A 20,600-nucleotide genomic window follows, 5' to 3' on the forward strand; every position below is an offset into this window, starting at 1 on the left:
GATAGAGGCCGACAACGCTCGCGAGCGTAACCCTGCGGCGAATCCGCCGGCCGAAATTCGCCGTGGCGTTACGCTCGCGAGCCAGAGGGGGACATTGCGGTGCTGCCGCGCCGAGAGGATAGGTTGTCGGGGTGACTGCCACCGAGAGCGCTCCCGCCGGGGGCAAGCCGCCCTTCGTATCCCGCTCAGTCCTGGTGACGGGCGGAAACCGCGGCATCGGTCTGGCGATCGCACAGCGGCTCGCCGGTGACGGCCACAAGGTGGCCGTGACGCATCGCGGATCCGGTGCGCCCGAGGGGCTGTTCGCCGTCGAGTGCGACGTCACCGACAACGACGCCGTCGACCGCGCCTTCAAAGAGGTCGAGGAGCACCAGGGCGCGGTCGAGGTGCTGGTGTCCAACGCCGGCATCTCCGCGGACGCCTTTCTCATCCGGATGACCGAGGAGAGGTTCGAGAAGGTCATCAACGCCAATCTCACCGGGGCGTTCCGGGTGACCCAGCGGGCATCGCGAAGCATGCAGAATAAGCGCTTCGGCCGGATCATCTACGTGGGTTCGGTCTCCGGTAGCTGGGGCATCGGCAACCAGTCCAACTACGCGGCATCCAAGGCCGGCCTGATCGGCATGGCCCGCTCGATCTCCAGGGAGCTGTCCAAGGCCGGGGTCACCGCGAACGTGGTGGCCCCCGGCTACATCGACACCGAGATGACCCGCGCGCTGGACGAGCGGATTCAGGCGGGTGCGCTGGAATTCATCCCGGCCAAGCGGGTCGGCACTGCCGAGGAGGTCGCCGGGGTGGTCAGCTTCCTGGCGTCCGAGGATGCGAGCTACATCGCCGGCGCGGTCATCCCCGTCGATGGCGGCATGGGCATGGGGCACTGACGGAACCACAAGATTAGGACGGACATGGCAGGACTGCTCGAAGGCAAACGGATCCTGGTCACCGGGATCATCACCGACTCCTCGATCGCGTTTCACATCGCCAAGGTGGCCCAGGAAGCCGGGGCGCAGTTGGTGCTGACCGGATTCGACCGGCTGCGGCTGATTCAGCGCATCGCAGACCGGTTGCCGGAAAAGGCGCCGCTGTTGGAACTCGACGTGCAGAACGAGAAGCACCTCGACACCCTGGCCGACCGGATCACCGAGGTGATCGGCGAAGGCAACAAGATCGACGGGGTGGTGCACTCGATCGGCTTCATGCCGCAAACGGGAATGGGCATCAACCCGTTCTTCGACGCACCGTACGAAGACGTTGCCAAGGGCATTCACATCTCGGCCTACTCGTATGCCTCGCTGGCCAAAGCGGTACTGCCGATTATGAATTCCGGCGGCTCCATCGTCGGCATGGATTTCGACCCGAGCCGGGCCATGCCGGCCTACAACTGGATGACGGTGGCCAAGAGCGCGCTGGAGTCGGTCAACCGATTCGTGGCACGCGAAGCCGGTAAGTTCGGTGTTCGCTCGAATCTTGTTGCCGCAGGCCCAATCCGGACGTTGGCGATGAGCGCGATCGTCGGTGGTGCGCTCGGCGACGAGGCCGGCGCCCAGATACAGCTGCTGGAAGAGGGTTGGGACCAGCGGGCTCCGGTCGGTTGGAACATGAAGGACCCCACGCCGGTCGCCAAGACGGTGTGTGCGTTGCTGTCCGAATGGCTGCCGGCGACCACCGGGACGATCATCTACGCCGACGGCGGCGCCAGCACCCAATTGCTTTAAAAGCGGATTGCTTTAGACCGTAATGAAGTTCGATGCCGTCCTGCTATTGTCCTTCGGCGGGCCGGAGGGACCCGAGCAGGTGCGGCCGTTCCTGGAGAACGTCACCCGGGGCCGCGGCGTGCCGGCTGAGCGGCTTGACGCCGTAGCCGAGCACTATATGCATTTCGGCGGCGTATCGCCGATCAACGCGATCAACCGAGCGCTGATGACCGAATTGCGGGTAGAGCAGGACCTGCCGGTGTATTTCGGCAACCGCAACTGGGAACCCTACGTCGAAGATGCCGTTACGGCGATGCGCGACAACGGTGTCCGCCGTGCAGCGGTGTTCGTCACGTCGGCGTGGAGTGGTTATTCCAGCTGCACACAGTATGTGGAGGACATTGCCCGGGCGCGGCAGGCGGCGGGTGCCGATGCGCCCGAACTGGTAAAGCTGCGACCCTATTTCGACCATCCACTCTTCGTCGAGATGTTCGCCGACGCCATTGCGGCTGCGGCCAGGACCGTGCCCCCTGACGCGCGGCTGGTGTTCACCGCACATTCGATCCCCGTCGCCGCCGACCGGCGTTGCGGTCCCGAGCTCTACAGCAGGCAAGTCGCTTATGCCGCAAGGTTGGTCGCGGCGGCCGCGGGATATGCGGACTATGACGTGGCGTGGCAGTCGCGATCGGGTCCGCCGCAGATTCCCTGGCTAGAGCCCGATGTCGCCGACCATTTGGCGGCGCTGGCTCAGACTGGCAAGAAAGCCGGCGCCGGGGCGGTAATCTTCTGTCCCATCGGGTTTGTCGCGGACCATATCGAGGTGGTGTGGGATCTCGACTACGAACTGCGGAAGCAGGCCGAGGCGGCGGGGATGGGATTCGCCCGCGCCGCCACGCCCAACGCCGATCGACGATTCGCGGCATTGGCCGCGAGGTTGATCGACGAACTGCGGTACGGTCGCCCGCCCGCGCGGGTCAGCGGCGCGGATCCGGTGCCGGGCTGTCTGGCCAGCAGCAATGGTGAGCCCTGCCGTCCTCCGCACTGCGTTGCGCCGGAATGCGGCTAGACCATCTGGCTACTCCGGCCAGGCGGAGCGCAGGATCGCCACGATCGCGGCCATCCGCGCCGTGCGAACCACGGCGGCAAGCGGTCGCAGGGCGTCGTTGGCGATCTGGGTTTCCGACGAGGAGTTTCCGGTCGGCAATCGACTCAGGCCAGCGCTCACCGCGATGATCGCGTCCACATGCGCGGCATTTTCCAGCACCCGCAGTGCGCGCGACGGTGCGTGCTCGGGAATTCGGTGTTGCCGTGCGGATTCCAGCATCTGCTCGACCAGACCCCGCGGGTCGGCGACGTCACTGGCGGCGGACCCCAGTCCGATGGTGCCGAGGGCGTCGGCAGCGGAGCGCACTGCCGACCGCAACGTGTATTCCGCGTCGCCCAATTCGTGGTGCTCGAGTGTGGGTGCGCTGGGCAGGGAGTACACCATCCACGACAGCGCGCACAGTTCTGGTGAACCGTCGTCGGTATCGGTGTCGCCATAGGTGAATTCGGGCACCAGCCCGATTGCGGTCGTGGAATCGTCGCGGTTGGTGATGATCACCGCCTCGCCCGCGGCAATCGCGTCGCGTTCGAACTGCGTGCCGGGCGTAAGCCCGCGCACGTCACCCGGCACCGGCAGCACCACATGAATCGTCCCTCGTGACCGGTTTTGGCCAACCGCGGCGCGCAGTGTCTGCAGCAGCGAGACAGTGCCGGCGTCGTGCACGTCGGGCCACGGCAGCCCGGTGTGGCCTGCGGCGACCGCATCGTACGCCGTCACCGATTGCGTTGGCGCCCACAGTGATAACGCATCCAAGACGTCGTCGGGCGCGGCCTTGCCTGCCAGCCAGGCGTTGGCCCACAGCGACAGCGAAACACTGGGACACCACATGATCTCGCAGTGTAGTTGTTCAGCCCGGCAAAGGCCGATCACGCGTATTCTGGCCGCATGCCCGTCGCGCTGATCTGGCTGATCTTCGCACTGGTGCTCGCCGCCGCAGAAGCGCTGACGGGCGACATGTTCTTGCTGATGCTCAGCGGCGGCGCACTTGCCGCGGCCGGGTCCAGCTGGCTGACCGATTGGCCGCTCTGGGCCGACGGCGTCGTGTTCCTGATCGTCTCGGTGTTGCTGTTGGCGCTGGTTCGGCCCACGCTGCGGCGCCGGCTTGCGCCCGCCGCGAAAATCCAGATGGGCATCGAGGCGCTGGAGGGCAAGCATGCGCTGGTGCTCGATCGGGTCGCCAGCCACGAGGGCCAGGTGAAGCTTGACGGCCAGGTGTGGACCGCCCGTCCGCTCAACGAGGGCGACGTCTACGAGGCCGGCGAGTCGGTGACCGTGATCCACATCGACGGTGCCACCGCAGTGGTTTTCAAAAACATTTAAGTGGTTTTCAAGAACGTGTAGAAGCTGCGAGAAAGGAACTTCGGTGGGTTCAGGTGGAACTGCTGTCCTGGTGTTTTTCGTCGTCCTGGTGTTCTTCACCATCATCGTGGTGGCCAAGTCGATCGCGCTCATCCCGCAGGCCGAGGCCGCGGTGATCGAACGGCTGGGCCGGTACAGCCGCACGGTCAGTGGCCAGCTGACGTTATTGGTGCCGTTCATCGACCGGATCCGGGCCCGGGTGGACCTGCGCGAGCGGGTGGTGTCCTTCCCGCCGCAGCCGGTCATCACCGAGGACAACCTGACCCTCAACATCGACACCGTGGTCTACTTCCAGGTCACCGTGCCGCAGGCGGCGGTGTACGAAATCAGCAACTACATCGTCGGCGTCGAGCAGCTCACCACAACCACCCTGCGCAACGTGGTCGGCGGCATGACGCTGGAGCAGACGCTGACGTCGCGCGACCAGATCAATACCAAGTTGCGCGGCGTGCTCGACGAGGCCACCGGCCGCTGGGGCCTACGGGTGGCGCGGGTGGAGCTGCGCAGCATTGACCCGCCGCCGTCGATCCAGGCTTCGATGGAAAAGCAGATGAAGGCAGACCGGGAGAAGCGGGCGATGATCTTGACCGCCGAAGGCACCCGGGAGGCGGCGATCAAACAGGCCGAGGGCAACAAGCAGGCCCAGATCCTGGCCGCCGAGGGCGCCAAGCAGGCCGCCATTCTGGCCGCCGAGGCCGACCGACAGTCCCGCATGCTGCGGGCTCAGGGTGAGCGCGCCGCGGCCTACCTGCGGGCGCAGGGGCAGGCGAAGGCGATCGAGAAGACGTTCGCCGCGATCAAGGCCGGCAAGCCGACCCCGGAGATGCTGGCCTACCAGTACCTGCAGACTCTGCCGGAGATGGCGCGCGGCGACGCAAACAAGGTGTGGGTGGTGCCCAGCGACTTCAGCGCAGCGTTGCAGGGGTTCACCAGGCTGCTGGGGGCGCCCGGCGAGGACGGGGTGTTCCGGTTCGAGCCGTCTCCGGCCGATGACGCGCCAAGGCATGCCAGCGACGACGACGCCGACGTCGCCGACTGGTTCTCCACCGACACCGATCCGGCGATCGCTCAGGCGGTGGCCAAGGCGGAGGCGATCGCCCGCCAGCCTGTCGACGGTCCGCCGGGAACACCGCCTCAGCTGACTCAATAGGATCGCGGCATGAGTGCTCTGACTTCGCCGAAGACCTACGTGACCCTGGCCGCCTTCCAGGCAGGCGACGCGGTGGCCTGCGCCATCCCGCTGCCGCCCATCGAAAAGTCCTTGGACACGGTGGGGCTTCCGGTTAACGTGCGTCCGGTGCTGCCGGTGGTCAAGGCCGCCTCGGCGATCGGTCTGCTGTCGGTCAATAGGTTCCCCGCCGTGGCGAGGCTGACGACGGCGTTGCTGACGTTGTACTTCGTCTGCGCCCTCGGCGCGCATATCCGGGTGCGGGACAAGGTGGTCAATGCCATTCCGGCGGCGTCGTTTCTGGCGCTGTTCGCGGCGATGACGGCGAAGGGACCGGACACGGCTTAACGGAAGTTGCCGATGTCGCCGAAGCGAGTTGCGTGGCTCGCGGCGGGGATCGCCGCGCTGGTCGCGGTCGTCGTCGCGATTGTCTTGGTGGTGGCGGCGGTGCTGCCGAAGCTCCCGGGCGTCCTGTTGCGCCCGCCTGACCACCCCAAACCGGGCGGCGATGGTCAACTCGTCCTCCCGTTCGGCCGCTTGCACCTGTCAGCTGGCAGCAACGGATCCAGTGTCGCGGTTGACCGGGTCGGCAATGTCTACGTCGCGGATACGCAAAACGGACGGATCCTCAAACTCGCCGTCGGGGCATCCGAGCCCACGGCGTTGCCTTTTCCCGGCTTGGACAAACCCAACGGCGTGGCGGTCGACTCGTCCGGCACCGTCTACGGCATCCAGAGTGACTACCACGGCAGCCGGCTCGCGAAGCTGCCGCCGGGTGCGTCGTCTGCCACCGACTTGCCGGCCAGCAAGGCAGTCAACGCTCAAATGTCGGTCGACGCTACCGGGGTCGTGTATGTGGCCGGCCTCAGGGCCGTCGGGAAGCTCGCGCCGGAAGCCGGAAGTTTCCAGGAGCTGCCGCTACCGCGAGGTTTCCCGCAATCAGTCGCGGTGGACGCCACCGGCTCGGTCTATGTCCTGGCTTTGGACGAGAACAGCAGCTCCGACGACCGCGTCTATCGCATTCAGAAACTCCCGGTGGGAGCCAGTGGCTACACCGACGTCCTACCGGGCGGTCTGCACTCAGCTCTGCATTCGCTGGCGCTCGACTCCGCCGGCGCGATCTACCTCACCTCGCAGGATGAGGTGTCGAAACTTCCGTCTGGTGCCAGCGTTCCGGTGAAAGTCCCGTTCACAGATTTGATGGATCCACTCGGGATTGCGATCGGCGCACACGGCAGCGTCTACGTGACCGACATCGTCGGCGGCGGCCGGGTGTTGAAGCTGCCGTCGCGGGGTTAATCCAGCCGGAACTCGACCATCGGCAGCGGCGTGTCGGTGTCGGTGATCGGAGTCCCCAACGTCTCCTCGAGCACCGGCTTGAGCTGACGCCATGCTCGGGCATGGCGGCTGCGGTAGTCCGCCAGCGTGCGGTCGGCCTCTTGTTGGCCGAGCACGCGCGCGGTGCCCGACGCGGCCGCATGACTTCCGGCGTAGACCCGGACCCTCGGATTGGCCTGGATGTTGCGGAACCACTGGGCTTTTCGGCCGAAGCCGGAAACGACGACGTAGGTGTTGGGAGCCGGGTGGCCGACCACCTCGAGCACCGCATAGCGGGGCGCACCGGACTTGCGGCCGATGTGTTCGAGCATCAGGAACCGGGAGCCGAACAGGGCGCCGCCGCGGGCCTTGTAGATCCAGATCGGCGCCCGCATCAAAGGGCGGGAGCGCAGCACCCATCCGCCGGCTCTGGCGAATCGTGACATCGGTGCCCCCGTTCGGCGGTCTTTTCCGCGAGCAGACGCAGAATCGCGCCGCGCGTGCTTTGCGCGTGCGATTCTGCGTCTGCTCGCCGGTTGAAAGCTGAGGTTGTTGACTGGGTCAGCGCTGGCTGGGCGGCTGCGGTGTCGGTGACGCCGTTGACTGCCCGGGCGCCGGAGGTGGCGGAGCGCCCGGCGCCAGACCGATGGGCGGAGGTCCTTCCGGGAACGGTGGCCGAGGCCCAAGAGGTCCGGGACCCATTGACCCCATACCCGGGCCACCATGCGGTCCGGCCATCGGTCCCGGTGGGCCGCCCGGCGGCGGGAAGCCGAACTGCGGCGCCGAGGGCCCGAATCCCGGCGGCTGTGGTGGGGGAGGTCCGAAACCGAAGGCAAAGATCAGGAAGGACGCGGCTGCGGTGAACATGGCTCCCACCAGCCCGCCCACCACCCCGGCGCCGATCACGACACCGGTGGAGTGGCGACGTTTAATTTTCGCTGGTGGGACGACCGCGGCGGGTGGGGGTGCGGCGGGCGCCTGGTGCTCGATGTGGGAGTGCTCGGCACTGGGGTGTTCGATGCTGGGTGGCTCGGTGCTGGTGCTGGTGTTGATCTCGTCGGAGGTCATCCGGCTCCTCACGTCGTTGTTTTCTCGGCAACCGCGAAGGTAGGGGCCGTACTTGAAGCGAAGCTGAAGATTCAGGATTGCCGCCCAAACGGCTGCTTCGGTGCCCAGTTACCGGTGCGATCGTACTGGAACAACAGCTGCTTAAGCCGGATCTCAGCCCGGCGCGTTAACAATGGGGCCATGACCGATTGCTCGCGCACGGCACATACCGGCAGTCGTTCGAGTGCGGGCCGAACCGATCAATTCAGTGTCGGGGCACCGCGGGTACTGGTCGTCGAGGACTCCGAGACGATCCGGGAAATGGTCAGCGAGGCGTTGACCGACGTCGGGTACCACACCGACAGCCGCGGTGACGGAGAAGGACTGGAAGAGGTGCTGGACGGCCTGCGGCCCGACTTGGTGGTGCTGGACGTGATGCTGCCGGGGCGGGACGGATTCGCGCTGATCGACGTCATCCGCGAATGGGCCGATATCGGCATCGTGTTGATTACCGCGCGCGACGGGCTCGCGGATCGGTTGCGTGGCCTCGACGGCGGCGCCGACGACTATGTCGTCAAGCCCTTCGAGCTCGCCGAGCTCGTATCGCGGGTCGGCGCGGTGCTGCGCCGACGGGGACGGCTGCCGCAGGTGGTTCAGGTGGGCGACTTGGTGCTCGACGTCGACGCCGGCGTCGCGTCGCGGGACGGCCATCGTTTGGACCTGACCGGCACCGAGCTGCGGCTGTTGGATTTCCTGGTCGCGCAGCGCGGCCGGATCGTCAGCGCCGCCCAGATCCTGGACGCGGTATGGGGTTACGACGCGTACGACCCCAACCTGGTGCAGGTGCACGTCAGCGGGTTACGGCGCAAACTCGAGGCCCACGGGCCGCGGATTTTGCACACCGTCCGCGGTATCGGCTATCGCCTGCAACCGCAGCGGTCATGAGCAGCGCCCCGCCCGGCATCACCGATCCGGCCACGCCCACGCCGTCGCTGCAACGACGGGTCACGTTGATCGTGGTGCTGTTGCTGGCGGTGCTGCTGGTGGTGCTGGGCCTCACCATCGACGTGGTGCTGGGTGTCCAGGCGCGGCGAAATCTGCACGACAGGCTGCTTGCGGCGACGTCGCGCGCCGACGCGCTGTGGGCCGCGCACACCGAACCCGATCTGCTCGCGGCCGAGCTCAACGGCGGCAGCGTGCGGGCGCTGCTGGTGACCGCCGACGGCGCGACCTACGGTGATCGCCGGATCAGTCCTGACACCACCGGCGGCCCCGCGGTGCAGGCGCTGCCGCCCGGCCCGCCGCCGGGGCCGCCCGGCCCGCGCGGGGACCCGAGTCGGGGCCCACCGCCTCCGCCACCGGGCCCGCCCCCGGATGCGACCGCGACGGCGCTAGTACACACCTTGCCGGACGGCGCCCGGCTGATCCTGGTCGCCGACACCACCCAGACCACCCAAGTGACCCGGCAGCTGCGTCAACTGATGATCGGCGCGGGCCTGGCGACCCTGATGCTGGCCGCGCTGCTGATGATGGCGGTCAGCCGGGCGGCATTACGGCCCTTAGACCGCATGACGGCGCTGGCCAAAGACATCACCACCGGTGATCGCGGCCGACGACTGCGGCCCGAGCACACCGACACCGAGCTGGGCCGCGCGGCGAGCGCGTTCGACGACATGCTCGACGCATTGGAAAGCTCCGAGGGCCGGGCCCAGCGGGCCGCCGACGCCGCGCAACGTGCCGAGACGGCGACCCGCCGCTTCCTCGTCGACGCCGCACACGAATTGCGGACCCCGATCGCCGGTATCCAGGCCGCGGCCGAACAGCTCGCCACCAGCGCCGGCCAAACCGACGACGACGAGGCGCGTGGTCAGTATCGCCGCGCCAGCTTGTTGCTCTCCGATGCGCGCCGCGCCGGGCGGCTCGTCGCCGACATGCTGGATCTGAGCCGTATCGACGCCGGGCTTGCGCTGGACCTGCGCGATGCCGACCTAGGGGCCATCGCCGGCGCCGAAGTCGACCGGACCGCCATGCTGGCGCCACGGGTGACCGTCACCCGCACCGGCCTGACCGCGCTGAACATCACCGCAGACCCGATCCGGGTGGCGCAGATCTTGTCCAACCTGCTCGACAACGCCCGCAAATACACCCCGGCCGGCGGGTCCATCACCGTCGACCTGACCAGCGTCGGCGAGGCGGCCGGCGCGATGGCCGAAGTGACCGTCACCGACACGGGTCCGGGAGTTCCCGATGACGAGCGTGACCGCATCTTCGAGCGGCTGGTGCGCCTGGATGCGGGCCGCGCCCGCGACCGTGGCGGTGCCGGGCTCGGCTTACCGATCGCCCGGGCGCTGGCCCGGGCCCACGGCGGTGAGCTGGTATGTGTGCCGCACGAAGGCGGGGCGCAGTTCCGGCTCAGCTTGCCCGCACGCGGCGAGTAGGTCCGCTCAGTGGGTGACCGCGGGCTCGCGCTCGTCCTGGCGGGCGGTGTTGTGCGGCCGCTTGGGGTGGTGCTGGCGGTAGTGGCGGACCTCGTACACCAGCCCGGATAGGCCCAGAACTCCGGTACACAGCGACACCAGGATCAGCAGCGGGTTGACGTCACCGGCGAGCGCGTCGCCCAGGATCACCACCGCGACCGTGCCGGGGAGCACGCCGGCCAGCGTCGCCAACGTGTAGGGCGCCAGCCGGACGGCGGACGCGCCGGCGGCATAGTTGAGCGCCGAAAACGGCACGGCGGGAATCAACCGCATCGACAGGATGGCCTGCCAGCCCCGCGCACGCAGGCGCTCGTCCAGCCTGTCGACCGCGTGGTGACGAATCAGCCGATTGAGCCGCCAACCTGCGGCGCGGACCAGCAGAAACGCGATCACCGCGCTCGCTGTGCTGCCGACAACCGCGATCAACACGCCGAATACCGGACCGAACAACAGACCGGAGGCCAGGGTGAACGTCGTGCGGGGGACCGGCACCACCGTGACGATGATTTGCGCGGCCAGGAACGCCAGCGGAAACCAGGGACCCACCGACTCGGCCCAATCACGCAGCTGCACCGCGGTGGGCAGCTTGACCAACAGCGCCACCGCGACCAGCACTGTGATAACGACCACTGTCGCGACCGTCCGCACCGGCGACAACTGACGCGCCGCAGCACCGACCCCGCTGGCAAGACTGCGCAGGGTATCGGCGGTTTTCGAGGTGGCGGCGGTCGTCACGTGTCCCAGGGTACGGGGCCGCACCGAATAACTCCCTTCGCTTTGGACGGCGTTTCACCACCGCACCGCTGCTTTTTCGCGGCCAGCCCCATCAATTAGCCTGATTAGTAAGTCGCATACCAAATGCAACCCCGGGGCAACCCGAAGAAATCGCTGCGTTTGCTGCGGAAACAGGAGCAGTCGGTGTCCATTGACGTACCCGAGCGCGCCGACCTGGAACAGGTTCGGGTGCGCTGGCGCAGCGCGGTCGCCGGTGTGCTGTCGAAGAGTACTCGCAAAGACCCCGCCGAGCTGGGCGACCAACCCGAGCAGCGGCTGGAGACGCCGACCTACGACGGGTTCGCCATTCGGCCGCTTTACACCGCGTTGGACGAGCTGCCGGAGCCGCCGCTGCCGGGTCAATGGCCGTTCGTGCGGGGCGGCCTAGGACACCCTGCATCCCGCGACGTCAAGTCGGGCTGGAAAGTTGTCGAGGCGTTTCCGTTGCCGGGCCAGGCGACCGGTGACGTCAACTCGGCGGTGCTGGGCGCGCTCGGCGACGGAGTCAGCGCGCTGCTGATCCGGGTGGGGGAGTCCGGGGTGGTTCCCGGCCGGCTGGAAAAGCTGCTCGAGGGTGTGTACCTGAGCATGGCACCGGTCATCCTCGACGCGGGCTCCGACTATGTCGCGGCCGCCGACGTCATGCTGGCGCTGGTTGACCAGGTGGAAGCCGAGCAGCGCGGCACGGTGTCGGTCGATCTGGCCGCCGACCCACTGACGGGGACCCTGAGCGATCGTCATGCCCCGGCCATCGAGGACGTCGTCGTCGTCGCCGCACGGGCGGCCGGCAAGCAAGGGGTGCGGGCGATCACCGTCGACGGACCCGCCTTCCACAACCTGGGCGCCACCGCGGCCTGGGAGCTGGCGGGCACTATCGGCGCCGCGGTGACCTACCTGCGGATGCTGACGGAGTCCGGTTTGTCGGTGGGTCAGGCGTTGCGGCAGATCAGCTTCCGGCTCGCCGCCGACGACGACCAATTCATGACGATGGCCAAGATGCGTGCGCTGCGCCGGCTGTGGGCGCGGGTCGCCGAGGTCGCGGGCGACCCGGATGGCGGTGCAGCCGTCGTACACGCGGAGACCTCGCTGCCGATGATGACCCAGCGGGACCCGTGGGTGAACATGCTGCGCTGCACGCTGGCGGCCTTCGGCGCCGGCGTCGGGGGCGCCGACACCGTCCTGGTGTACGCGTTCGACGTGGCCATCCCCGGCGGCTGGCCGGGCACGGCGACCAGCTTCGCCCGCCGGATCGCCCGCAACACCCAGCTGCTGCTGCTGGAAGAGTCACACGTGGGCCGGGTGCTGGACCCCGCCGGCGGGTCGTGGTTCGTCGAGGACCTCACCGAACAGCTGGCGGAACAGGCGTGGCAGCATTTCCAGTCCATCGAGTCCCACGGCGGTTTCGTCGACGCGCATGATTACCTGGCGGCTCAAATCGATGAGCTGGCCGCACGACGCGCCGACGACATCGCGCATCGACGCATCGCGGTCACCGGCGTCAACGAGTTCCCCAACCTCGGCGAACCGCCACTGCCTCAAGGTGATTCGCTGGGCAGGGCCGGACACGTGCTGCGCTATGCCGCCGAGTTCGAGGCGCTGCGCGATCGGTCCGACGGCTATCTGGCCCGCGAAGGCGACCGACCGCAGGTGTTGCTGCTGCCGTTGGGGCCGCTGTCCGAGCACAACATCCGGACCACGTTCGCGACCAACCTGTTGGCCTCGGGGGGCATCGAGGCGGTCAACCCGGGAACCATTGACGTCGAGGACGCCGACGGCGTCGGCAAGGTGGTAGCCGAGACCGACGCTGGAGCATTCCAGGTGGCGGTCATCTGCGGCACCGACAAGCGCTACCAGGATGAGGCGGCCGCCATGGTGCGGGCGGCCCGCGGCGCCGGCATTGAGCGGGTCTATCTGGCCGGGCCCGAGCAGGCGCTCGGCGCGGCTGAAGATCCAGGGCATCGGCCCGACGAGTTCTTGACCGCGAAAATCAATGCGGTCGAAGCGCTTTCGAATCTGCTCACCCGGTTGGGAGCCTAGCGACGATGACGACCAGTACGCCCGTTATCGGCAATTTCGCCGACATCCCGCTGCGCGGCGATCGGGCGGTGGCAGCGCCTACCGAAGCCGCGGTCAAGGAGCAGGTTGAAGCCGCCGCAGCCGCGCACTGGTACACACCCGATCAGCTGGTGTGGCAGACGCCGGAAGGCATCGACGTCAACCCGGTCTACATCGCGCAGGACCGTCATGCGGCCGAGCAAGAGGGCTATCCGCTGAACAGTTTCCCCGGCGAGCCGCCCTTCGTGCGCGGGCCCTACCCGACGATGTATGTCAACCAGCCGTGGACGATTCGGCAATATGCCGGGTTCTCCACCGCGGCGGATTCCAATGCCTTCTACCGCCGCAATCTGGCCGCGGGTCAGAAGGGTCTGTCCGTGGCCTTCGACCTGGCCACCCACCGGGGCTACGACTCCGACCATCCGCGCGTGCAGGGTGACGTCGGAATGGCCGGTGTGGCAATCGATTCCATTCTGGACATGCGACAGCTGTTCGACGGCATCGATCTGTCTGCGGTGTCGGTGTCGATGACCATGAACGGTGCCGTGCTGCCGATTCTGGCGCTGTACGTGGTGGCCGCCGAGGAGCAGGGAGTGCCGCCGGAGAAACTGGCCGGCACCATCCAGAACGACATCCTCAAAGAGTTCATGGTCCGCAACACCTACATCTACCCGCCGAAGCCGTCGATGCGGATCATCTCCGACATCTTTGCCTACACCAGCGCCAAGATGCCGAAGTTCAACTCCATCTCGATCTCCGGCTACCACATCCAAGAAGCCGGTGCCACAGCGGATTTGGAGCTGGCGTACACGCTGGCCGACGGGGTGGACTACATCAGGGCCGGCCTGGACGCGGGCCTGGACATCGACAAGTTCGCGCCGCGGCTGTCCTTCTTCTGGGGCATCGGGATGAACTTCTTCATGGAGGTCGCCAAACTGCGGGCCGGCCGGCTGCTGTGGAGCGAACTGGTCGCGCAGTTCGACCCGAAAAGCGCTAAATCGTTGTCGCTGCGTACTCATTCGCAGACCTCCGGTTGGTCGCTGACCGCGCAGGACGCCTTTAACAACGTCGCCCGCACCTGTATCGAGGCGATGGCCGCGACCCAGGGTCACACCCAGTCGCTGCACACCAATGCCCTGGACGAGGCGCTGGCGCTGCCGACCGATTTCTCCGCCCGAATCGCCCGCAACACCCAACTGGTGCTGCAGCAGGAGTCGGGCACCACCCGGCCGATCGACCCGTGGGGTGGCTCGTACTACGTGGAGTGGCTGACCCATCAGCTCGCGCAGCGGGCGCGTGCCCACATCGCTGAGGTCGCCGAGCACGGCGGCATGGCCCAGGCCATCAGCGACGGCATCCCCAAGCTGCGCATCGAGGAGGCGGCCGCGCGCACCCAGGCCCGCATCGACTCCGGTCAGCAGCCGGTGATCGGGGTCAATAAGTACCAGGTCGACGAGGACCAAGAGATCGAGGTGCTCAAGGTCGAAAACAGCCGGGTGCGTGCCGAGCAGCTGGCCAAGTTGCAGGAGCTGCGCGCCGGCCGGGACTCCGCGGCGGTCGAAGCCGCCCTGGCCGAGTTGAGACGCGCCGCCGCGGCACAGTCCGGCGGAGGCGGCGCGTCTGATCGAGACGGGCTGGGCAACAACCTGCTGGCACTGGCCATCGACGCGGCCCGGGCCCAGGCCACCGTCGGCGAGATCTCCGACGCGCTGGAGCAGGTGTACGGGCGTCACCAAGCGGAGATCCGTACCATCTCCGGGGTCTACCGTGACGAAGTCGGAAAGGCCTCCAACATCGCAAGCGCTATCGAGCTGGTCGAGAAGTTCGCCGACGCCGACGGCCGCCGGCCCAGAATTCTGGTGGCCAAGATGGGCCAGGACGGCCACGACCGCGGTCAGAAGGTGATCGCGACGGCGTTCGCCGACATCGGGTTCGACGTCGATGTCGGGTCGCTGTTCTCCACGCCGGAGGAGGTGGCCCGCCAGGCTGCGGACAACGACGTGCATGTGGTGGGGGTGTCGTCGCTGGCCGCAGGGCATTTGACGTTGGTGCCGGCACTTCGTGCGGCGCTGGCCGAGGTGGGACGGCCCGACATCATGATCGTGGTCGGCGGCGTCATTCCGCCCGGTGACTTCGACGAGCTGTACGAGGCGGGCGCCACCGCGATCTATCCGCCCGGGACCGTGATCGCCGACGCCGCGATCGGCCTGCTGAACAAGCTCGCCGAACGGCGGGGTTACGACTTCGGCGACCTTGGCTAGTGTCCGAACCTAGATGACGTCGCAGAACAACCACACCGTCGACGACTTGGTCCGGGCTGTCCGCGATGGTGATCGAGCGTCGCTGCCGCGGGCCATCACGCTGCTGGAGTCCACCCGCGACGACCACCGTGAGCAGGCGCAGCAGCTGCTGCTGGAGTTGACGCCGGACTCCGGGAACGCCCATCGGGTGGGTATCACCGGGGTGCCGGGGGTGGGCAAGTCCACCGCCATCGACGCGCTCGGCATGCATCTGATCGAGCGGGGGCACCGGGTCGCGGTGCTGGCCGTCGACCCGTCGTCGACCCGTACCGGCGGGTCGATTCTGGGTGACAAGACCCGAATGGGGCGGCTGGCAGTGCATCCGGACGCCTATATCCGGCCCTCGCCGACGTCGGGCACGCTCGGCGGCGTGGCAAAGGCCACTCGGGAAACGGTGGTGCTGCTGGAAGCTGCCGGGTTCGACGTGATCCTGATCGAAACCGTCGGCGTCGGGCAGTCCGAGGTCGCGGTGGCCAACATGGTCGACACGTTCGTTCTCCTGACCCTGGCGCGCACCGGCGATCAGTTGCAGGGCATCAAAAAGGGCGTGCTGGAGCTGGCCGACATCGTGGTGGTGAACAAGGCCGACGGCAATCACCTGTCCGAGGCGCGGTCCGCCGCGCGGGAGCTCTCGTCGGCGATCAGGTTGATCTACCCGCGCGAAACATTATGGCGGCCACCGGTTCTCACCATGAGTGCGGTGGAGGAGACGGGTTTGTCCGAGCTGTGGGACACCGTGGAGCGTCATCGCCAGGTACTCAGCAATGCGGGGGAGTTCGAGGCCCGCCGGCGGGCACAGCAAGTCGACTGGACCTGGCAGATGGTCCGCGACACCGTGCTGGACCGGTTGCTGTCCAACCCGGAGGTCCGCAAGATGCGCGCCGAGATGGAGCGCCAGGTCAAGACCGGCGAGCTGACCCCGGCCATGGCTGCTCAGCAAATTTTGAAGGCTGCGTCAGTTTAACAGAAAGGTAACTTAATCTTTGTTTGCCCGTGAGTCGCGCCGGAGAGCAAGTAAATTGAAGACGTGAAGCTTCCACCCCGGGTCGCTCGCCGCGCGGTCCCTCGCCACGATGGTGTTGACGCAGGTCATCGTGTGTCCGGTGCGGCGGACTCCAACTTCTCCTGCGCCGTCCGCAGCTTTGCCCGTATGTTCCCCGGCCGCAGATTCGGCGGCGGGGCTCTGGCCGTGTACCTGGACGGGCAGCCCGTCGTCGACGTATGGACGGGCTGGGCCGATCGACGTGGCGAAGTGCCGTGGTCCGCGGACACTGCGCCGATGGTGTTCTCAGCAACTAAGGGCGTCGCTTCTACCGTGATCCACCGACTGGCCGACCGGGGGCTGCTCGACTATGACGCTCCGGTCGCCGACTATTGGCCGGCGTTCGGCGCAAATGGCAAGTCGGAGATGACGATTCGTGAGGTGATGCGACACCAGGCGGGCTTGTCGGGCCTGCGGGGTGCCACTCAGGAAGACTTGCTGGATCATCTCGCGATGGAGGAACGGCTGGCCGCCGCGGCTCCAGGACGATTGCTGGGCAAACCCGCATACCACGCGCTGACCTATGGCTGGTTGGCATCGGGCCTGGCCCGGGCAGTGACCGGAAAAGGCATGCGCACGCTGATCCGCGAGGAGATCGCCGAGCCGTTGGGCGCGGACGGCATGCATCTGGGCCGGCCGCCCGCCGACTCGAAGACGCGGGTCGCGCAGATCATCATGCCGCAGAACTTCGCCGGTCTACCGCTCATCAACGAGGTCGCGTGCAAGGTCGCCGACACGTTCTCCGGTGGATTCCGCTCCATGTACTTCAGCGGCGTGCTGGCCGCGGTCAAGGGTGAAATTCCGCTGCTCGACGCCGAAATGCCGGCAGCCAATGGAGTGATGACGGCCCGGGCTCTGGCCCGGATGTACGGTGCGATCGCCAACGGCGGTGAGATCGACGGCACCCAGTTCTTGTCGCGCGCGCTGGTCGCGGGGCTGACCGGTCAGCGCAACCGGCACCGGGACCGGAACATCATGGTGCCGTTGTCATTCCACCTCGGCTACCACAGCGTGCCCTTCGGTAACCCGCCAGGCTTCGGCCACGCCGGGCTGGGTGGCTCAGTTGGGTGGGCGGACCCGGCGGCCGGGCTGGCTTTCGCGTTCGTGCACAACCGGCTGCTGTCGCCGTTCGTGGTGCTCGATCATGTCGGGCTCGCCACGTTGGGCAACCTGATCCGGCAGGGTGTCGCGAGGGCCCGCAAGCGCGGATACCGGTCGATCACCGAGTCCGGGTCGCCATTCCCCAAGACGGGAGCCGTCGCCGGCTGACCTGCCCTTCGCCCTAGCGGGACGCTATCGGTATCGCGGCGCTATCGGTATCGGGGCGGTGTCCGGGTCGTCGTCGCGAGGGGGCTCCGGCTCCCTCAGCAGCAACGCCCGCGCGACCGGACGTGGGGCCTCCGACCGAAGCATGGTGCTGGCCGGACGCGGGCGGACCCGCTGCGGCCACCAGAACCAACGCCCGAGCAGCGCGGCGATCGACGGCGTCATGAAGGACCGCACGATTAAGGTGTCGAACAAGAGGCCCAGGCCGATCGTGCTACCGACCTGACCGATGATCCGCAAATCGCTGATCACCATCGACGCCATAGTGAACGCAAACACCAGGCCCGCGTTGGTAACGACTTTGCCGGTGCCCCCCATTGCACGGATGATGCCGGTGTTGATACCGCCGGCTATTTCTTCTTTCATCCGGGAGACCAACAGCAGGTTGTAGTCAGACCCCACCGCCAGCAGGACTATGACAGACATCGGAAGCACCATCCAGTGCAATTTGATGCCAAGCACGTACTGCCAAATCAGTACCGATAGCCCGAATGACGCACCCAATGAAATTGCGACCGTACCCACGATCACCAGGGCGGCAACAAAACTTCGGGTGATGATGAGCATGATGATGAAAATCAGGCAGAGCGCGCCGATTCCGGCGATCCATAGGTCGTATCTGGCGCCGTCTCGGAAGTCTTTGAAGGTTGACGCGGTGCCGGCCATATAGATCTTGGCGTCTTCGAGCGGCGTGGTCTTCAGCGCCTCCTCGGCCGCCGTCTTAATTTGATCGATACGCGCGATGCCCTCGGGTGTGGCGGGATCGCCCTTATGCGAAATGATGAATCGAGCCGCTTTCCCGTCGGGAGACAGGAAGGAAGCCTCCGCGCGCTGGAAGTCCTTGTTGTTGAACGCCTCGGGCGGCAGATAGAACGTGTCGTCGTTCTTGGACGCGTCGAACGCCTGTCCCATGGCGGTAGCGTTCGCGGTCCCCTCGTCCATCTGCTTGAACGTCCCCGACATGGTGCTGTGCGCGGTCAGGATCATCGTGCGCGCATGCTCCGCGGTCGCGATAAACGTCGGGAATTGCGCCAACAACTGGGGTAGCAGCGCGTCCGTCTTGTCGAGGTCCTGTACAACATCGCCGAGTTTATCGCTCAGCATGTCGACACCGTCGATTGCTTCAAATATTGATCGCAACGACCAGCATATCGGAATATCGTAGCAGTGCTTTTCCCAGAAGAAGTAACTCCGAATCGGCCTGAAAAAATCATCGAACACCGAAATGCGGTCTTTTAAGTCGTTCGCAATGGCGACCGTTTCTTTGGTTTCGGCGATGGTTTGGTGGGTGATCTCCGTCATCTGCTGCTGCAGTGCATAGATGCGCTTCAAACTCGCGATCTGTGAGGTCAGTATGTCGGCCTGCTTGAGCAAGTCATCAATGCGTAATTTCATATAATGCATGGCCTGCAACTGGCTCACGCTTTGCATGCTGATCAAGAATGGTATCGACGTATGTTCGATCGGGGTTCCCTCGGGCCTGGTTATGCCCTGCACCCGAGAAATGCCTGGAACTCGGAAGATCGACTTGGCCAGCTTGTGCAACACCAGAAAATCTGCCGGGTTGCGCATATCGTGATTTGATTCGATCATCAAAATCTCGGGCATCATCCGAGATTGGGAGAAATGACGATCGGCGGCGGCGTACCCCATATTGGCCGGAATATCGCCGGGCATATACAGCCGGTCGTTGTAGCTGGTTTTGTAGCCCGGCAGAGTCAGCAGACCGATGATTGCGATCGCTAGCGTCGTGACCAGGATGGGGGCGGGCCAGCGGGCAATCGCCGTGCCGACCCGGCGCCATCGACCGGAGCCGATCCGGCGTCTGGGGTCGAATAGCCCGAACCGGCTGCCAAGGGTCAGAACTGCCGGAATCAGCGTGAGGGCGACCAATACCGCAACGACCATGCCCACTGCGCACGGCACGCCTATGGTCTGGAAGATGGGCATCCGGGTGAAGCTCAGACACAAGAGCGCCCCGGCGATCGTCAGACCGGAGGCCAAAACCACAGGAGCGACGCCGCGGTAGGTCGTGTAGTAAGCCGTTTCCGGATCCTCGCCGGCCTGCCGTGCCTCCTGATATCGACCGAAGAAGAATATTCCGTAGTCGGTTCCGACCGCGAGTCCTAAAGACACCAAGAGGTTGATGGCAAATGTCGATAGATCAAGAAGATTGTTATGGCCGAGAAACGCGACTATGCCCCGAGCCGCGCCCAATTCGATGCCAACCATCACCAACAACAGGATCACGGTGGTGATCGAACGGTAGACCAGGAACAGCATCACGAAAATCATCGCGACGGTGATCGCGGTGATCTTCAAAATCGACTTGTTACCGCTGCCCTGCAAATCCGTGACGAGCGCCGCGGGGCCGGTGACGTACGCCTTCACGCCGGACGGCGGCTGCGACCGCGAAACGATATTCCGGACCGCCTGCACCGATTCCTGGCCCAACGTCGTGCCCTGGTTGCCGGCCAGGTTCAGCTGCGCATACGCGGCCTTTCCATCCGCGCTTTGCGCGCCGCCCTCCGTTAATCGGTCTCCCCATAGATCCTGCACATGCTGGACATGCGTCTTGTCGGCCTTGAGCGCGCTGATCAACTTGGCATAGTAGGCGTGAACCTGCTCGTCCAGAGGCTTTTGCCCCTCGAGCACGACCATCGCGAAACTGTCCGAATTGGATTCGTTGAAGTCCTTGCCCATACGCTTCATGGCCTGAACCGACGGGGCGTCTTGGGGACTCAGCGGTACCGAATGCTCTTCGCCGACGCGCTCAAGCGATGGAACCGCCAGAGTCACAATCAGAGTCAGTGCTACCCAAGCCAGGATGATGAGCAGCGAAAGCTTGCGGATCGTCCGCGCTAACGACGACGGAGCTTGGGGGTCCTGGGTGTCCATGCGCTGGATACTCATGCGGCGTTCAACCGATTACCACA

17 protein-coding genes and 1 pseudogene are annotated in these 20,600 nt (G+C 66.2%); 13 read left to right on the forward strand and 5 right to left on the reverse strand.

Features of this window, described 5'->3' with window-relative positions; genetic code table 11:
- Nucleotides 1–131 precede the first annotated feature (131 nt).
- From fabG1 to AC5Y21_RS08665, 3 genes and pseudogenes are all read left to right on the forward strand, one after another.
- Nucleotides 132–881 carry a 3-oxoacyl-ACP reductase FabG1 gene (fabG1, locus tag AC5Y21_RS08655; protein ID WP_499911307.1) on the forward strand — a complete coding sequence of 250 codons (750 nt, stop codon included), beginning with the start codon at nt 132–134 and terminating at the stop codon, nt 879–881.
- A gap of 24 nt (nt 882–905) precedes the next feature.
- Nucleotides 906–1,715 carry an NADH-dependent enoyl-ACP reductase InhA gene (gene inhA / locus AC5Y21_RS08660; RefSeq protein ID WP_499911309.1) on the forward strand — a complete coding sequence of 270 codons (810 nt, stop codon included), beginning with the start codon at nt 906–908 and terminating at the stop codon, nt 1,713–1,715.
- Nucleotides 1,716–1,737: 22 nt separating this feature from the next.
- Nucleotides 1,738–2,801 (forward strand): annotated as a pseudogene (locus AC5Y21_RS08665) (ferrochelatase); the annotation flags it as partial.
- On the opposite strand, the gene AC5Y21_RS08670 reads toward AC5Y21_RS08665, so the two are convergent.
- Entirely contained in the window at nt 2,770–3,627 is an 858-nt protein-coding gene (locus AC5Y21_RS08670; RefSeq protein ID WP_499911311.1) for an Rv1486c family protein, read from the reverse strand. The pseudogene AC5Y21_RS08665 and the gene AC5Y21_RS08670 sit on opposite strands and share 32 nt — an antisense overlap.
- Before the next feature lie 57 nt (nt 3,628–3,684).
- Here AC5Y21_RS08670 and AC5Y21_RS08675 point away from each other — a divergent pair, with 57 nt between their 5' ends.
- Genes AC5Y21_RS08675 through AC5Y21_RS08690 form a run of 4 tightly spaced genes read left to right on the forward strand, consistent with a single transcriptional unit; the run spans nt 3,685 to nt 6,625 of the window.
- The gene (locus tag AC5Y21_RS08675; RefSeq protein ID WP_499911313.1) at nt 3,685–4,119 is read left to right on the forward strand and encodes an NfeD family protein; all 435 of its coding nucleotides are present in this window, start codon (nt 3,685–3,687) and stop codon (nt 4,117–4,119) included.
- A 43-nt stretch (nt 4,120–4,162) separates the two neighbouring features.
- Complete coding sequence (locus tag AC5Y21_RS08680; protein ID WP_499911316.1) at nt 4,163–5,308, forward strand: SPFH domain-containing protein; 1,146 nt, start codon at nt 4,163–4,165, stop codon at nt 5,306–5,308.
- A 9-nt stretch (nt 5,309–5,317) separates the two neighbouring features.
- Entirely contained in the window at nt 5,318–5,674 is a 357-nt protein-coding gene (locus AC5Y21_RS08685; RefSeq protein ID WP_499911318.1) for a DoxX family protein, read from the forward strand.
- Between the two features lie 12 nt (nt 5,675–5,686).
- Nucleotides 5,687–6,625: an NHL repeat-containing protein gene (locus tag AC5Y21_RS08690; protein WP_499911321.1), complete on the forward strand. Its 939-nt coding sequence runs from the start codon at nt 5,687–5,689 to the stop codon at nt 6,623–6,625.
- Here the strand turns inward: AC5Y21_RS08690 and AC5Y21_RS08695 are convergent.
- Both AC5Y21_RS08695 and AC5Y21_RS08700 read right to left on the reverse strand, forming a co-directional pair.
- Nucleotides 6,622–7,089: a nitroreductase family deazaflavin-dependent oxidoreductase gene (locus AC5Y21_RS08695; protein WP_499911323.1), complete on the reverse strand. Its 468-nt coding sequence runs from the start codon at nt 7,087–7,089 to the stop codon at nt 6,622–6,624. The two genes, AC5Y21_RS08690 and AC5Y21_RS08695, sit on opposite strands and share 4 nt — an antisense overlap.
- Before the next feature lie 115 nt (nt 7,090–7,204).
- Complete coding sequence (locus AC5Y21_RS08700) at nt 7,205–7,711, reverse strand: hypothetical protein (RefSeq protein WP_499911324.1); 507 nt, start codon at nt 7,709–7,711, stop codon at nt 7,205–7,207.
- A gap of 180 nt (nt 7,712–7,891) precedes the next feature.
- On the opposite strand from AC5Y21_RS08700, the gene AC5Y21_RS08705 reads away from it, so the two are divergent.
- Complete coding sequence (locus AC5Y21_RS08705) at nt 7,892–8,635, forward strand: response regulator transcription factor (RefSeq protein ID WP_499911326.1); 744 nt, start codon at nt 7,892–7,894, stop codon at nt 8,633–8,635.
- On the forward strand, nt 8,632–10,128 hold the full coding sequence (locus AC5Y21_RS08710; protein WP_499911328.1) for a sensor histidine kinase: 1,497 nt from the start codon (nt 8,632–8,634) through the stop codon (nt 10,126–10,128). Before AC5Y21_RS08705 ends, AC5Y21_RS08710 begins: the two co-directional genes overlap by 4 nt.
- Nucleotides 10,129–10,134: 6 nt before the next feature.
- Here AC5Y21_RS08710 and AC5Y21_RS08715 read toward each other — a convergent pair whose 3' ends face one another.
- Complete coding sequence (locus AC5Y21_RS08715) at nt 10,135–10,902, reverse strand: TVP38/TMEM64 family protein (RefSeq protein ID WP_499911330.1); 768 nt, start codon at nt 10,900–10,902, stop codon at nt 10,135–10,137.
- Nucleotides 10,903–11,085: 183 nt separating this feature from the next.
- Here AC5Y21_RS08715 and mutA point away from each other — a divergent pair, with 183 nt between their 5' ends.
- The 4 genes from mutA to lipL all read left to right on the forward strand — a co-directional run bounded on the left by mutA (nt 11,086) and on the right by lipL (nt 17,607).
- Entirely contained in the window at nt 11,086–12,978 is a 1,893-nt protein-coding gene (gene mutA, locus AC5Y21_RS08720) for a methylmalonyl-CoA mutase small subunit (RefSeq protein ID WP_499911332.1), read from the forward strand.
- Between the two features lie 5 nt (nt 12,979–12,983).
- Nucleotides 12,984–15,257, forward strand: a complete 2,274-nt coding sequence (gene scpA / locus AC5Y21_RS08725; RefSeq protein WP_499911334.1) for a methylmalonyl-CoA mutase — start codon at nt 12,984–12,986, stop codon at nt 15,255–15,257.
- A gap of 13 nt (nt 15,258–15,270) precedes the next feature.
- Nucleotides 15,271–16,260, forward strand: a complete 990-nt coding sequence (gene meaB / locus AC5Y21_RS08730; protein ID WP_499911336.1) for a methylmalonyl Co-A mutase-associated GTPase MeaB — start codon at nt 15,271–15,273, stop codon at nt 16,258–16,260.
- A gap of 63 nt (nt 16,261–16,323) precedes the next feature.
- Nucleotides 16,324–17,607 (forward strand): esterase/beta-lactamase LipL, encoded by a 1,284-nt coding sequence (gene lipL / locus AC5Y21_RS08735; protein ID WP_499911337.1) that lies wholly within the window; start codon nt 16,324–16,326, stop codon nt 17,605–17,607.
- A 24-nt stretch (nt 17,608–17,631) separates the two neighbouring features.
- On the opposite strand, the gene AC5Y21_RS08740 is transcribed toward lipL, so the two are convergent.
- Entirely contained in the window at nt 17,632–20,577 is a 2,946-nt protein-coding gene (locus tag AC5Y21_RS08740) for an MMPL/RND family transporter (RefSeq protein ID WP_499911340.1), read from the reverse strand.
- Between the last annotated feature and the right edge of the window lie 23 nt (nt 20,578–20,600).

The organism is Mycobacterium sp. NGS41 (assembly GCF_059812725.1).

Bases quoted from the DNA above. Each gene is read 5' to 3' on its own strand.
- inhA (WP_499911309.1), top strand. From the start codon at position 906: ATGGCAGGACTGCTCGAAGGCAAACGGATCCTGGTCACCGGGATCATC.
- AC5Y21_RS08670 (WP_499911311.1), bottom strand. From the start codon at position 3,627: ATGTGGTGTCCCAGTGTTTCGCTGTCGCTGTGGGCCAACGCCTGGCTG.
- AC5Y21_RS08675 (WP_499911313.1), top strand. From the start codon at position 3,685: ATGCCCGTCGCGCTGATCTGGCTGATCTTCGCACTGGTGCTCGCCGCC.
- AC5Y21_RS08685 (WP_499911318.1), top strand. From the start codon at position 5,318: ATGAGTGCTCTGACTTCGCCGAAGACCTACGTGACCCTGGCCGCCTTC.
- AC5Y21_RS08690 (WP_499911321.1), top strand. From the start codon at position 5,687: ATGTCGCCGAAGCGAGTTGCGTGGCTCGCGGCGGGGATCGCCGCGCTG.
- AC5Y21_RS08695 (WP_499911323.1), bottom strand. From the start codon at position 7,089: ATGTCACGATTCGCCAGAGCCGGCGGATGGGTGCTGCGCTCCCGCCCT.
- AC5Y21_RS08700 (WP_499911324.1), bottom strand. From the start codon at position 7,711: ATGACCTCCGACGAGATCAACACCAGCACCAGCACCGAGCCACCCAGC.
- AC5Y21_RS08705 (WP_499911326.1), top strand. From the start codon at position 7,892: ATGACCGATTGCTCGCGCACGGCACATACCGGCAGTCGTTCGAGTGCG.
- AC5Y21_RS08710 (WP_499911328.1), top strand. From the start codon at position 8,632: ATGAGCAGCGCCCCGCCCGGCATCACCGATCCGGCCACGCCCACGCCG.
- scpA (WP_499911334.1), top strand. From the start codon at position 12,984: ATGACGACCAGTACGCCCGTTATCGGCAATTTCGCCGACATCCCGCTG.
- meaB (WP_499911336.1), top strand. From the start codon at position 15,271: ATGACGTCGCAGAACAACCACACCGTCGACGACTTGGTCCGGGCTGTC.
- AC5Y21_RS08740 (WP_499911340.1), bottom strand. From the start codon at position 20,577: ATGAGTATCCAGCGCATGGACACCCAGGACCCCCAAGCTCCGTCGTCG.